Annotated in this window: 16 protein-coding genes; 10 read left to right on the top strand and 6 right to left on the bottom strand. The window is 63.1% G+C overall.

Translation table 11 applies throughout. From position 1 onward, the window contains the following. The first annotated feature begins 30 nt into the window (after positions 1-30). Both GV001_RS12685 and GV001_RS12690 read left to right on the top strand, forming a co-directional pair. A complete protein-coding gene (locus GV001_RS12685; RefSeq protein ID WP_160080349.1) occupies positions 31-312 on the top strand; it encodes a hypothetical protein in 282 nt (93 codons plus the stop codon). A 74-nt stretch (positions 313-386) separates the two neighbouring features. Further along, on the top strand, positions 387-1,355 hold the full coding sequence (locus tag GV001_RS12690) for a L,D-transpeptidase family protein (protein WP_160080351.1): 969 nt from the start codon (positions 387-389) through the stop codon (positions 1,353-1,355). A gap of 132 nt (positions 1,356-1,487) precedes the next feature. On the opposite strand, the gene GV001_RS12695 is transcribed toward GV001_RS12690, so the two are convergent. Next, entirely contained in the window at positions 1,488-1,739 is a 252-nt protein-coding gene (locus tag GV001_RS12695; RefSeq protein WP_160080353.1) for an Lpp/OprI family alanine-zipper lipoprotein, read from the bottom strand. Positions 1,740-2,042: 303 nt separating this feature from the next. Between GV001_RS12695 and GV001_RS12700 the strand changes: the two genes are divergently transcribed. Beyond that, on the top strand, positions 2,043-3,308 hold the full coding sequence (locus tag GV001_RS12700; RefSeq protein ID WP_160080355.1) for a hypothetical protein: 1,266 nt from the start codon (positions 2,043-2,045) through the stop codon (positions 3,306-3,308). Between the two features lie 18 nt (positions 3,309-3,326). Beyond that, the gene (locus tag GV001_RS12705) at positions 3,327-3,599 is read left to right on the top strand and encodes a GNAT family N-acetyltransferase (protein ID WP_160080357.1); all 273 of its coding nucleotides are present in this window, start codon (positions 3,327-3,329) and stop codon (positions 3,597-3,599) included. A 57-nt stretch (positions 3,600-3,656) separates the two neighbouring features. Here the strand turns inward: GV001_RS12705 and GV001_RS12710 are convergent, their stop codons facing one another. Next, on the bottom strand, positions 3,657-4,733 hold the full coding sequence (locus GV001_RS12710; protein ID WP_160080359.1) for a 3-deoxy-7-phosphoheptulonate synthase: 1,077 nt from the start codon (positions 4,731-4,733) through the stop codon (positions 3,657-3,659). 148 nt (positions 4,734-4,881) lie between these two features. Next, entirely contained in the window at positions 4,882-5,301 is a 420-nt protein-coding gene (locus GV001_RS12715; protein ID WP_160080361.1) for a PilZ domain-containing protein, read from the bottom strand. A gap of 37 nt (positions 5,302-5,338) precedes the next feature. Here GV001_RS12715 and GV001_RS12720 point away from each other — a divergent pair, with 37 nt between their 5' ends. The 5 genes from GV001_RS12720 to cysB all read left to right on the top strand — a co-directional run bounded on the left by GV001_RS12720 (position 5,339) and on the right by cysB (position 9,239). Next, positions 5,339-5,686, top strand: a complete 348-nt coding sequence (locus GV001_RS12720; RefSeq protein WP_160083332.1) for a co-chaperone YbbN — start codon at positions 5,339-5,341, stop codon at positions 5,684-5,686. Next, complete coding sequence (locus GV001_RS12725; protein ID WP_160080363.1) at positions 5,686-6,633, top strand: putative 2-dehydropantoate 2-reductase; 948 nt, start codon at positions 5,686-5,688, stop codon at positions 6,631-6,633. Before GV001_RS12720 ends, GV001_RS12725 begins: the two co-directional genes overlap by 1 nt. Positions 6,634-6,640: 7 nt before the next feature. Further along, the gene (locus tag GV001_RS12730) at positions 6,641-7,546 is read left to right on the top strand and encodes a 5'-nucleotidase (RefSeq protein ID WP_160080365.1); all 906 of its coding nucleotides are present in this window, start codon (positions 6,641-6,643) and stop codon (positions 7,544-7,546) included. Between the two features lie 91 nt (positions 7,547-7,637). Beyond that, on the top strand, positions 7,638-8,126 hold the full coding sequence (locus GV001_RS12735; protein ID WP_160080367.1) for a universal stress protein: 489 nt from the start codon (positions 7,638-7,640) through the stop codon (positions 8,124-8,126). Between the two features lie 138 nt (positions 8,127-8,264). Further along, a complete protein-coding gene (gene cysB, locus GV001_RS12740) occupies positions 8,265-9,239 on the top strand; it encodes an HTH-type transcriptional regulator CysB (RefSeq protein WP_160080376.1) in 975 nt (324 codons plus the stop codon). Between the two features lie 71 nt (positions 9,240-9,310). Here the strand turns inward: cysB and GV001_RS12745 are convergent, their stop codons facing one another. After that, on the bottom strand, positions 9,311-10,045 hold the full coding sequence (locus tag GV001_RS12745; protein ID WP_218583025.1) for a phosphoadenylyl-sulfate reductase: 735 nt from the start codon (positions 10,043-10,045) through the stop codon (positions 9,311-9,313). A 185-nt stretch (positions 10,046-10,230) separates the two neighbouring features. Between GV001_RS12745 and thrH the strand changes: the two genes are divergently transcribed. Continuing rightward, a complete protein-coding gene (thrH, locus tag GV001_RS12750) occupies positions 10,231-10,848 on the top strand; it encodes a bifunctional phosphoserine phosphatase/homoserine phosphotransferase ThrH (RefSeq protein ID WP_160080380.1) in 618 nt (205 codons plus the stop codon). A gap of 69 nt (positions 10,849-10,917) precedes the next feature. Here thrH and pabB read toward each other — a convergent pair whose 3' ends face one another. Then, a complete protein-coding gene (gene pabB / locus GV001_RS12755; protein ID WP_160080382.1) occupies positions 10,918-12,261 on the bottom strand; it encodes an aminodeoxychorismate synthase component I in 1,344 nt (447 codons plus the stop codon). 114 nt (positions 12,262-12,375) lie between these two features. Beyond that, positions 12,376-13,359, bottom strand: a complete 984-nt coding sequence (locus GV001_RS12760) for an alpha-L-glutamate ligase-like protein (protein WP_178091860.1) — start codon at positions 13,357-13,359, stop codon at positions 12,376-12,378. Position 13,360 lies beyond the last annotated feature (1 nt).

The following is a 13,360-nucleotide window of genomic DNA, read 5'->3' on the forward strand; positions in this document are numbered from 1 at the left end:
TATCTTGGCGGCCCTCTTTCGGAGCACCCCATGCCGCGCCCTGCCTGGTCCCTGCATGCCTACCAACTGATCGTGCCGGACGAACAGCTCGACCTGTTCGCCTGCCGCGAAGCGCGCGTGCACCTGGTCGCCCGGCAGCTGGAACTGCACGGTTTCGCCGACCGCACGCTGTGCGGCGGCCTGCTCCCGGCCTTGCCGGTGATGCGTGCGGTGAAGCAGGCCAGTATGCGCGACAAGCGCCTGTGCCAGGCCTGTAAGGCCGTGCTGCAGGCGCAGCGGCGTGGCGAGCGGTCCGTCTGGCCGGACGCCTGAGCCCTCCCTGTGGGCGCGGCACGGGTGTACAATTCCGAGCCTACCTATCAACCATTCAAGCCAAGGATTTCCGGATGTTGTCGCGCGTTCCAGCCGTCGCCCGCTCCCTGACTCTCGCCAGCCTCTGTGCGGCGGGGCCCGTAGCAGCCCTGGAGCTGCCTCTTCCCGCTCCCGGTGACGACATCGTCGGCCAGGTGCAGGTGATCAAGGCCAAGTACGAAGACACCTTCGCCGATATCGGTGTGGCCAACGACCTGGGCTACCTGGAGATGGTGGTGGCCAACCCGGGCGTCGATCCCTGGTTGCCGGGCGAGGGCGCCGAAATCGTCCTGCCGACTCGCTTCATCCTGCCGCCCGGCCCGCGCGAAGGCATCGTCATCAACCTCGCCGAGTACCGCATGTACTACTTCCCGAAGGGGCAGAATGTGGTGCACACCTTCCCGCTGGGGATCGGTCGCGAAGGCTGGGGCTCGCCCATCGCGCACACCACCATCACCGCCAAGACGCCGAATCCGGGCTGGTCGCCGCCTGCTTCGATCCGCGCCGAGCATGCCGCCGATGGCGATCCGCTGCCGACCTACGTACCGCCAGGGCCGAACAATCCACTGGGGCCGTTCAAGTTCACCCTGGGCACCCCGGGCTACCTGATCCACGGTTCGAACAAGAAGTTCGGCATCGGCATGCGGGTCAGTCACGGCTGCTTCCGCATGCTCAACCACAACGTGCTGGAACTGGCCAAGATGGCGCCGGTGGGCACTTCGGTGCGTATCGTCAACGAGCCGTACAAGTTCGGCGTGAGCAACGGCAAGGTCTATCTCGAGGCCCATGCACCGCTGGATGATCATGGCGAGCCTTCGGTGGTCGACAAGCACACCGCTGTGATCAATGCGCTGCTCAAGCGCGACGACATGGCCGGCCAGATGCATCTGGACTGGGAAGTGGTGCGCGAGGTGGTGGCGGCCGAGGACGGCATGCCCATCGAGATCGCCGAGCCGCAGCAGGGCGCCGTGGCCAGCACCGGCGCTGCTCCCGTAGAGCTCTGATGCACAGCTGACCGGGCTGCAAACAACCCGTCCGGCGCCATGCGCCCGACGGGTTTTTTGTCGCCTGTAAAAACTGCAGGCAATAAAAAAGCCGACCTGAAACCAGGTCGGCTTTTAAAGCCTTGGCAAGAATTACTTGCGGCTGGCTTTTTCCAGCATACGCAGAGCGCGCTCGTTGGCTTCGTCAGCGGTCAGCTGAGCCTTCTGAGCAGCGGCCAGAGCGTCGTCGGCCTTGCGGTAAGCTTCGTCAGCACGAGCTTGAGCGCGGGCAGCGGCGTCTTCGGTAGCGGTCAGACGGGCTTCGGTTTCTTTGGACATGCTGCTGCAACCGGTAGCCAGAACTGCTGCCAGAGTCAGAGCAGAGAATTTCAGAACGTTGTTCATCGTGTTCCCCTTAAGGTGGACTTTCCATAAAAGCAATTTCCCAACACTGGGAAATTAGCCGGGCTACATAGTACCCATTACCTGTAGTAAGTAAACTGACCTTGCGCAAGCGTGGCGTTTTTTTTTCACTTGAGCCCCGTGCAGATTAATTTCTGTTTAAAAAACATACAGATCTGACGATTAGCGGCGGCTCGCCAGTGCCGCAAAAGTGTGCACGGGCGTGGCTGGCAGGCAGCCGGCCTGATAGCATCCGGGCTGGCTTTCGGGGCGGATGTTGCCCCGCGATACTTCAAGGATGTGGGTATGTCGAAACTTGTTAAATGGGCCGTGTTGGGCATTCTGGCAATTGCGCTACTTATCAAGGCGTCGCTGTGGTTGTCCGTGCGCTCGATCATGAACGATGCCGTCGAGCAACTCTCGCCGTTCATGAACGTGAGTTACGCGGGGATTACCTCCTCCTTCGATGGGCGTGTCGGGGTCAGCGGGATCAAGGTGCAGGTGCCGCTGCTGAATGATCAGTTCCGCATCGAACATGCCGAGTTGAAGTTCAAGGGGCTGATGGACTTGCTGCGTTTCAAGGAGCGCCTGGCCGAAGGCAAGTTCCCCGAGCAGATGGCAGTCAACATCAAGGGCCTGCAGCTGGATGTGCACGGGCCGCTCATGGCGCAGCTGAACCAGCAGGCGGACGAGCCGTCCCTGTATGACGCCTGGTCGCAAGTGGCCTGCGGCAACACCCGTGTCATCGGTACCGATGACTTGCTGGAGATGGGCTACCGCACCCTGGAGACGGATGCGCAGTTTTCCTACCTGTATCAGCCCGGCGCGCAGAACCTGACATTCAACCTGACCGCCGATACCCGTGACATGGGCGAGTATCGGGTCAGCTTCGCCCTGGCCAACATGTCGGAAAAACCCGGGGATCTGCGAGTCAACCCGCCACGCCTGTCCGGGGTGACGGTGGAGCTCAACGACAACCAGTATCTGCGTAAAGTGCAGGGCTACTGTGCCGGCAAGCTCGGACAGGATGCGCAAGCCTACCTGCAGACCACGCTGGACCAGCTCGACCGGTCGTTGCGCGCGCAGCGCATCGCGCTGGATCCGCAGTTGCTCGAAGCGCTGGGCGGCTACTATAAAGATCCCCAGGCTCTGCGCCTGGAGTTGGCGCCCAGCGAAGGCATGGCGTGGGATGGCCTGCAGTTCTTCGAGGCCAAGGATGTGGTGGCCATGCTGCGGCCGGTGTTGCTGATCAACCAGCAGGCCGTGCAAAACCTGGCCTTTACCTGGGTGGACCCAGATGCGGCTCCCGTTCCGGAAGTCGATGAGCTGGTGCGGGCGCCAGAAACCGAGCAGGCAATGCGTTCGCCGCAGTATGATTTCGTCACGGTCGCCAGCCTGCCCGAGCACGCCGGCAAGCGACTACAGTTCATTACCTATGATGGAACCTACTATCAGGGCATCCTGCACAAGGTAGCGAACGGCAAGGCTTTCCTGAGTGTCCAGTTTGGCAGTGGTTCGGCAGAGATGTTTCTCAGCCTGGAAAAGATCGATAAGGTAAGGGTTCTGTTCTAGAACCCTAGAGGAGTAGAAATGAGCGAAGGGTTGTCCATCCACCATGATCAGGCTGGCCATCAGTTTGAAGCCGTCATCGATGGTCATCGGGCATATCTGGCCTATATGGATCTGGGCAAGCAGACCCTGGATATCTACCGTACCTTTGTGCCGAACCCCCTGCGTGGCCGCGGTATCGCCGCGGCGCTCACCGAGCAGGCCCTGGAGTATGCGCACAGCATGGGCTACACGGTGATTCCGTCCTGCTCGTACGTCGAGCGCTACCTCGAACGCCGCCAGCGCAACCACTAATCGGCCGCACCAATGAAAACGCCGGGCATCTGCCCGGCGTTTTCATTGCGGCTGGGTTCAGCCGCGCTGGCGTTTCGGCAGCACATCCTTGAGCTTGGCGTGCATGCTGCGCAGGGTCTTCTCGGTGGTCTCCCAGTCGATGCAGGCATCGGTGATGGAAACCCCGTACTTGAGGTCGCAGAGGTTCTTCGGGATCGACTGGCTGCCCCAGCCCAGGTGGCTTTCCACCATCAGGCCGACGATCGACTGGTTGCCCTCGAGAATCTGGTTGGCCACGTTCTCCATCACCAGTGGCTGCAGGGCCGGGTCCTTGTTGGAGTTGGCATGGCTACAGTCGACCATGATGTTGGGCTTGATCTTGGCCTTGGCCAGTTCCTGCTCGCAGATGGCGACGCTGACCGAGTCGTAGTTCGGCTTGCCGTTGCCGCCGCGCAGCACCACGTGGCCGTAGGCATTGCCCTTGGTGGTGACGATGGAGACGCCGCCTTCCTGGTTGATGCCGAGGAAACGGTGCGGGCTGGACACCGACTGCAGCGCGTTGATTGCCACGGTCAGGCCGCCGTCGGTACCGTTCTTGAAACCAACTGCGGAGGACAGACCGGAGGCCATCTCGCGGTGGGTCTGCGATTCGGTGGTGCGGGCGCCGATGGCCGACCAGCTGATCAGGTCCTGCAGGTACTGCGGGGAGATCGGGTCGAGGGCTTCGGTGGCGGTCGGCAGGCCCATTTCGGCCAGGTCGCGCAGAAGCTGGCGGCCGATGTGCAGGCCGTCCTGGATCTTGAACGAGTCATCCAGGTAGGGATCGTTGATCAGACCTTTCCAGCCGACCGTGGTGCGCGGCTTTTCGAAATAAACGCGCATGATCAGGAACAGGCTGTCCGAGACTTCCGCAGCCAGTGCCTTGAGGCGCTCGGCGTATTCGTGGGCAGCCTTGATGTCGTGGATGGAGCACGGGCCGACCACCACGAACAGGCGGTGGTCCTTGCCATCGAGAATATTGCGCACCACTTCGCGACCGTGGGCGACGGTGTGCTGGGCGGCTGCGGTGAGCGGGATTTCGCGCTTGAGCTGCGCCGGAGTGATCAGGGTTTCGTTGGAGGCAACGTTAAGATCGTCGATCGGTAAATCAGCCATCGTGCTATTCATCAGTCAGGGTCATCAGGTCACGGGTGCCAGAGGCACGGCGAATCATGGGCGCAGCGGGGAAGCGGAACCTTAGCGCGTAACGGGCGGGCTCGACAATGGGCGCGGCTGCTAAAACCCGCGCACTGCTGCGAAAGTCCTAGGCCAGGCTGGCGCTGGAGAACTCCGCGGCATGCAGGGCGATCCACTCCCGGGCAACGGCCTCGACCGGGACCGCTTCGCCCAGCTCCAGTTCACGTTGGTGGCGATAGTGCTCGATCTGGCAGACCTGCTCGACCATGCGAGCGCGAAACAGGGTGTCTTCATCGATGAAGGCAACGCCGACCAGATAGTCATCGGCCTGCTTGCGGCACCAGGCGACAACGCCGGGGTAGCGTGCCTGCTCGCCGAGCAAGGGGATGCGCAATTCGACCGCCGTGCCTCTGCGAAAACCCTTGCTGGAATTGCATGCCACCCCGCCGAGACTGATATTGTTCAGCCTTTGTCGCGGTAGGAACGCCTGTCTGCGTGGAACCAGCTCGACTGGCATGTCGCTGGGATGACGCAAGAAATGACGCATTTTGACTACTCCGGATGCCACTTATTTGACATCGCACATGAACAGTATAGTGCCCGCTCTGGAGTTGACCGACTTCGATGCGGAGCAGCGCTTGTTGCAGCTGCACGGCACTTCCCTGCTCATATTTACCAGCACAGGTTGTGCCAGTTGCCGCTGGGCGCGCCAGGCGCTTCCCCAGCTGGCGCTGGACGTTGTGCGGCTGTGCTGGGTGGATGGCGGCAATAATGGCGGCCTAGTGCGGCGCTACGAGGTGTTTCGCCTGCCCAGCCTGTTCCTGGTTCGCGATGGTCAGTTCTTTGGCGAGTTGCACTGCCGCCTGACTGGCCCGGAGATCAACAGGGCTGTACTGCGCGCGCTACAGCTGGAACCCGAGGAGTTACCCTGATGCAAGACTGCAAGCGCCCTCGTATCGGCATCATTGGCACTGGTGCGATTGGCGGTTTCTACGGCCTGATGCTGGCTCGTGCCGGTTTCGAGGTGCATTTTCTGCTGCGCAGCGAGTATGCCGCGGTAGCCGAACACGGCCTGCAGGTGAACAGTGCTGTACACGGCAAGTTACAGCTGCCACGGGTAAATGCCTGGCAAAACGTCGAGCAGATGCCCGCCTGCGACTGGCTGCTGGTCGGCAGCAAGACCACCAGCAATGCCGAGCTGGCGCCCTCGATCGCCCAGGTGGTGGCACCTGGGGCCAGAGTCGTGCTGCTGCAGAATGGCCTGGCGGTGGAGGAGCGCCTGCGTCCCTTGCTGCCGAACAGTGTGCACCTGCTCGGCGGGCTCTGTTTCATCTGTGCAAATCGCGCGGCTCCGGGGGTGATCGAGCATCAGGCACTGGGGGCGGTGAACCTGGGCTACCACTCGGGGCCGGGCGGCAGCGAGGCGCTGGGCCAGGCGATTGCCGAGGAGGGCGCCGCGCTGTTCCGTGCGGCAGGCCTGGAGTCCACGGCGATGGCCGACCTGCAGCAGGCGCGCTGGCAGAAACTGGTGTGGAACGTGCCATACAACGGCCTCGCGGTGCTGCTCAATGCCGGCACCCGGCGCCTGATGGGCAATGCCGGGAGCCGTGCGCTGATCCACGCCATCATGCTCGAGGTAGTCGAGGGTGCCGCCGCTTGCGGCCATCCGCTGCCGGCCGGCTACGCCGACAAACTGCTGGCGGTCACCGATGACATGCCCGACTATCTGCCGAGCATGTACCACGACTTCGCGCTGCAGCGCCCGCTGGAGCTCGAGGCCATTTATGCGGCACCGCTGGCAGCCGCGAGTGCGGCAGGGTGCGAGCTGCCGAAGGTGCGCATGCTGCATCAGGCGCTGGGCTTTCTGGAGAGAGGCTGAGGTCGATATGGGCAAGGGATTGGGTGACAAGCTGGTGCTGGCGATTTCCTCGCGAGCCCTGTTCGATCTGCGCGAGAGCCATCGCATCTACGAGAGCGAAGGGGTCGCGGCCTACCGCCAGTATCAGATCGACCATGAAGAAGAGATTCTCGGCCCGGGCGACGCCTTTCCCCTGGTGGAGAAACTGCTCGATATCAACTCCCGCCTGGGTCAGGCGCGGGTCGAGGTGATCCTGGTGTCGCGCAACAGTGCCGATACCGGTCTGCGCGTGTTCAATTCGATCCAGCACTACGGTCTGAACATCTCGCGGGCGGCCTTCGTCGGTGGGCGCAGCCCCTATCCCTACCTGGCCGCCTTCGGCTGCCACCTGTTCCTGTCGACCCATGCCGAGGATGTGCGCAGTGCCCTGGAGGCCGGCTTCGCCGCGGCCACCATCCTCTCCGGTGGCGCGCAGCGAGCGGCCAGCACCGAGTTGCGCATCGCCTTCGACGGCGATGCCGTGCTGTTTTCCGATGAGTCGGAGCGGGTCTATCAGCAGGGCGGCCTGGAGGCCTTCCAGAATCACGAGAAGGCATCTGCGCGCGAACCGCTGGGCGGTGGGCCGTTCAAGCCCTTCCTGGCGGCCCTCAATCACCTGCAGCGCGAGTTCGGCGAAGAGCAGTGCCCGATCCGTACGGCGCTGGTGACCGCGCGTTCGGCGCCGGCCCACGAGCGGGTGATCCGCACCCTGCGCGAGTGGGACATCCGCCTGGACGAGTCGCTGTTTCTCGGCGGCCTGGAGAAGGCGGCGTTTCTCGAGGCCTTTGCCGCCGATGTGTTCTTCGATGACCAGAGCGGACACTGTGAAAAAGCCCGCGACGTGGTTGCCACCGGCCATGTGCCCCATGGCGTGAGCAATGAGCTGCAGCCCTGATCCGCCTGTCCGTCGGCGGCTCGTGGGCCCGCCCGCGCCGGCACGCTGCTAAGCTTGAAAAAAGGCCGTGAGCGCGAGTGCGGGAGGCCATGTGATCCGATCCATTCTCTATGCCACAGACCTTGGCCTATATGCCCCCTACGTCTTGCAGCATGCCTTGGCTCTGGCGCGCGGGCTGCGGGCCGAGCTCTATGTGGTGCATGCGGTAGAACCCATGGGCCTGTTCGCCGAGTCGGTGCTGCAGACCTACCTGGATGAGAGCACGTTGCAGGAATTGCGCAGCAAGGGCCTGGGCAATGTCATGGCGAACATCGAGCAGCGGGTGCTGGAGGGCTTTCGCGACGAGCTGGGCGATGCGCAGCGCGACGGTGAGCTGATCCGCAATGTGTGCGTGACCCAGGGCGATCCCTCCCAGGTGATTCTCGATGAGGCGCGCAGGCTTGCCGTCGATCTACTGATCGTTGGCAGTCACAGTCATGGCGCCATCACCGATACGGCCCTGGGCCGCACCGCCGCACGGGTACTGCAGTTGTCGGAGATCCCGGTGTACCTGGTGCCGATGCTGCAGCACCGCGGATGAGTGGCTTATGAGTAAGCGTTAGACGAACGGCATGCAAAACTAAAAAAATCGTCTAGTTTTAATCCTTGAACCATTAATATGGTTATAAAACGCGGCTGGCACATTCAGGCGGCGTCTATCTGCTTTAGAGGGATATCTATGAAGCTCCAGCAACTGCGCTATATCTGGGAAGTGGCGCACCACGATCTCAACGTTTCCGCGACCGCGCAGAGCCTGTACACCTCGCAGCCCGGCATCAGCAAACAGATTCGCCTGCTGGAGGACGAGCTGGGGGTCGAGGTGTTCGCCCGCAGCGGCAAGCACCTGACCCGGGTGACCCCGGCCGGCGAGCGCATCATCACCACCGCCGGTGAGATTCTGCGCAAGGTGGAGAGCATCAAGCAGATCGCCCAGGAGTTCTCCAACGAGAAGAAGGGCACGCTGTCGATCGCCACCACCCACACCCAGGCGCGCTATGCCCTGCCGCCAGTGATCAGCAGCTTCATCAAGCAGTATCCGGACGTCGCCTTGCACATGCACCAGGGCACCCCGATGCAGATCGCCGAAATGGCGGCAGACGGCACCGTCGACTTCGCCATCGCCACCGAAGCGCTGGAGCTGTTCGGTGACCTGGTGATGATGCCGTGCTACCGCTGGAACCGCTGCGTGGTGGTGCCGCAGGGGCATCCGCTGACCAAGTTGCCGAAGCTGTCGCTGGAGGCCCTGGCCGAATACCCGATCGTCACCTATGTATTCGGCTTCACCGGCCGCTCCAAGCTCGACGAAGCCTTCAGCCACCGTGGGCTGACGCCCAAGGTAGTGTTTACCGCGGCCGATGCCGACGTGATCAAGACCTATGTCCGCCTGGGCCTGGGGGTCGGCATCGTGGCGCGCATGGCGGTCGACCCTAAGCTCGACAGCGACCTGGTGGTCCTGGATGCCAGCGACCTGTTCGAGTCCAGCGTGACCAAGATCGGTTTCCGCCGCGGCACCTTCCTCCGCGGCTTCATGTGCGATTTCATCGAGAAGTTCGCTCCCCACCTGACCCGCGACATGATGGCCAAGGCCGTGCAGTGCCACACCAAGGCCGAGCTGGAAGAGTTGTTCGACGGCGTCGAGCTGCCGACCTACTGAGTGGCGTCCAGAACGAAAAAGCCCGGCCAGTGCCGGGCTTTTTCATTGGAGCCTGCGATCGGTCGAGCCGGTCAGGCCCTGGCAATCACATTGCCGGCGTGCAGGCCGCATTCCTTCTGGGTTTCCTCTTCCCACCACCAGCGGCCTTCGCGCTCGTGCTGGTTGGGCAGGACCGGGCGGGTGCAGGGCTCGCAACCGATGCTGATATAGCCGCGCTCGTGCAGGCTGTTGTAGGGCAGCTCGAGCATGCGGATATAGGCCCAAACCTCCTCGCTGCTCATCTGCGCCAGCGGGTTGAACTTGTACAGCGGCTTGTCGGGCGTGGAGAAGGCGGCGTCCAGCTCCAGCGCGGCCACCTGGCTGCGGGTGCCGGGGCTCTGGTCGCGGCGCTGACCGGTGGCCCAGGCCTTGACGGTGGCCAGTTTGCGCTTGAGCGGCTCGATCTTGCGGATGCCGCAGCACTCGCCATGGCCGTCCTTGTAGAAGCTGAACAGGCCTTTCTCGCGCACCAGGGCTTCCAGGCGCTGGGGATCCGGGCTGAGCACGTCGATGGCGATGCCGTAGTGTTCACGCACATGCTCGATGAACCGGTAGGTTTCCGGGTGCAGGCGGCCGGTATCCAGGCTGAATACCTTGACGTTCTTGTTGAGCTTCCAGGCCATGTCGACCAGCACCACGTCCTCGGCACCACTGAAGGAAATCCACAGTTCGTCACCGAAGTGCTCGAAGGCCAGTTTGAGGATGTCCTGGGGGGATTTGTTGGCATAGGCCGCTGCCAGTTCGGCAACGTTGAAGGCTTGGCTCATCGGGCTGGTTTCCTGGTGGATGGCGCTTAACGCTCTGTGCGTCGATGGTAGCAAAAAGGACATATGCGTCTAAATAACCATATGCCAGTTGGACTGACCTATATGGATATAAGTGGCGCGTTGCGTCCGCCCAGGTGAATCGCTAGAGTGCCGCCTTCTGTCAAATAGCTAGCTAGGAGTGTCCTGTGGAAATTGCCTGTCTCGACCTCGAAGGTGTTCTGGTTCCGGAAATCTGGATCGCCTTCGCCGAAAAAACCGGCATTGACGCCCTCAAGGCGACCACCCGGGATATTCCCGATTACGACGTGCTGATGAAGCAGCGCCTGCGCATCCTCGACGAACATGGCCTGAAGCTGCGCGACATCCAGGAAGTGATCGCCACCCTCAAGCCGCTGGAAGGCGCCGTCGAGTTTGTCGACTGGCTGCGCGAGCGCTTCCAGGTGGTGATCCTCTCCGACACCTTCTATGAGTTCTCCCAGCCGCTGATGCGCCAGCTGGGCTTCCCGACCCTGCTGTGTCACAAGCTGGTCACCGACGAGACCGATCGCGTGGTCGGCTACCAGCTGCGCCAGAAGGATCCCAAGCGCCAGTCGGTGATCTCCTTCAAGAGCCTGTACTACCGGGTGATCGCCGCGGGCGACTCGTATAACGACACCACCATGCTCAGCGAAGCCCATGCCGGCATCCTGTTCCATGCGCCGGATAACGTGATCCGCGAGTTCCCGCAGTTCCCGGCGGTGCACACCTATGACGACCTCAAGCGCGAGTTCCTCAAGGCGTCCAATCGCGAGCTGAGCCTGTAAGGCCCGGCAAGATGAACAAGGCCCGCAATTGCGGGCCTTGTTCATTGTGGGCTTCAGTGCCTCGATTTCTCAGAGGGCTTCCAGGGTCTGCAGCAGCACCTTCACCTTGGTGATGGATTCCTGGTACTCGGCCTGCCAGTTCGAGTCGGCGACTATGCCGCCGCCGCCCCAGCAGCTGATGTGGCCATCCTTGACCAGCAGGCTGCGGATGGCGATCGAGCTGTCCAGCTCGCCGCGCACATCCAGGTAGAGCAGGGAACCGCAGTACAGCGCGCGGCGGGTCGGCTCCAGCTCGTCGATGATCTGCATGGCGCGGATCTTCGGTGCGCCGGTGATCGAGCCGCCGGGAAAGCTGCCGGCGATCAGGTCCAGCGCATCGCGGCCCTCGGCCAGCTCGCCGGTCACCGCGCTGACCAGATGATGCACGTTGGGGTAGCTCTCCAGGGCGAACAGCTCGGGTACCCGCACCGAGCCGATGCGGCAGCTGCGGCCCAGGTCGTTGCGCAGCAGGTCGACGATCATCAGGTTCTCCGCGCGATCCTTGGCGCTGGCCAGCAGCTCGGCGGCATTGGCCTGGTCCTCGGCGGGCGTGGCGCCGCGCGGGCGGGTGCCCTTGATCGGGCGAGTTTCCACCCGGCCCTGGCTGACCTGCAGGTAGCGCTCGGGCGACAGGCTGAGAATCGCGCCGCCGTCGGGCAGGGCCTGGAAGCCGGCAAACGGCGTCGGGCAGGCCGCGCGCAAGGCCTGGTAGGCGGCCCAGGGATCGCCCGCGCAAGGCGCCTGGAAACGCTGGGCGAAGTTCACCTGGTAGCAGTCGCCGGCCTGGATGTAGGCCTGGATGCGTGCGATGGCCTGGCGGTACTGGTGCTGCTGCAGGTCCGCATGGAATGGCTGCAGCAGCTTGAAGACCGGCGCGGCATCCTGCACGGGGCGGCGGAACAGTTCGAGCAGGCGCGTCCGTTCGTCCTCACCCAGTTGCGGGTGGAACATCAGCTGGCTGGTCTGGCGCTGGTGGTCGCTGATCAGGGCCCAGCCATACAAACCGAAACGTGCATCCGGCAGGTGCAGGTCATCCTGCGCGTGGCTGGGCAGCTGTTCGAAGCGGCGACCGAAGTCATAGCTCAGGTACCCGACCAGCCCACCGGTAAATGGCAGCTCGCAGTCGGCCGGTGCCTCGGCGCGCCCGAGCCGGTTCAGGCCCTGGCGCAGGCGCTGGAAGAATGCGCCGGCAGGCTCGGCTTGCGCAGGCTCGAAGCTCTGCAATGGCCAGGCGCTGAGCAGATCGAAACGCCCGCGCTCGGCCTGGGGGCGACCGGCATCCAGCAGCAGCGCGCCGGGCGCCTGGCGCACGCGGGCGAAGTAGTGGGCGGGGTCGGCCTGGTAGGGCAGGGGGTGGACGCTACAGATGGACATGCGGATCGGTCAGGCAAACGCGGAACAGGATTGTAGACCGCGCAGGGTGCGCGGGCCTAGAAGCGCGGGCATGAAAAAGCCCGGCCGGAGCCGGGCTTCGGGTGCCGCGTCGAATCAGATTTCTGCCGGTTTGACGTGGCCGAACAGCTGCTGGGAGAAGCGCACGCGTTCTTCCGCGCTTTCCTTCACGCCCTGCTTTTCCAGCTCGGCGATATGGGCTTCCACTGCGTGGGCGCGATGGGTCAGGCCGCAATCGTTGGCGATCTGGATGTTCAGGCCGGGGCGGGCGTTGAGTTCGAGAATCAACGGGCCCTTGTCCTGGTCCAGCACCATGTCCACACCGATGTAGCCCAGGCCGCACAACTCGTAGCAACCGGCGGCCAGCTTCATGAAGCCGTCCCAGTTGGGCAGCTGCACGCCATCCACCGCATTGGTGGTGTCCGGGTGCTTGCTGATCTTGTTGTTCAGCCAGGTGCCGCGCAGGGTCAGGCCGGTGGCCAGGTCGACCCCCACGCCGATGGCGCCCTGGTGCAGGTTGGCCTTGCCGTTGGACTGGCGGGTGGGCAGGCGCAGCATGGCCATGACCGGGTAGCCCATCAGGACGATGATGCGTATGTCCGGCACGCCTTCGTAGCTGATGCTCTTGAAGATTGGGTCCGGGGTGACCCGGTACTCGATCAGCGCACGGTCGCGGTGGCCGCCGAGGGAGTACAGGCCGGTCAGGATGCTGGAAATCTGGTGCTCGATTTCCTCGTGGCTGATGATCTTGCCGGATACCGTCTTGTAGCGCCCCTCGAAGCGGTCGGCGATCACCAGGATGCCGTCACCGCCGGCGCCCTGCGCCGGCTTGATCACGAAGTCGTTGTGCTCGCCGATGATCTCGTCGAGCTTCTCGATTTCCTTCTCGGTGGAGATGATCCCGTACATCTGCGGCACATGAATGCCGGCCTGGATCGCGCGCTCCTTGGTGATGATCTTGTCGTCGACGATGGGGTACAGATGCCGTTTGTTGTACTTCAGCACGTAGTCCGCATTGCGTCGGTTGATGCCCATGATGCCTTTGGCTTCCAGGGCTTTCCATGTCTTCCACAGACCGATC

This window comes from Pseudomonas sp. 8AS (genome assembly GCF_902506505.1).
Classification (GTDB): domain Bacteria; phylum Pseudomonadota; class Gammaproteobacteria; order Pseudomonadales; family Pseudomonadaceae; genus Aquipseudomonas.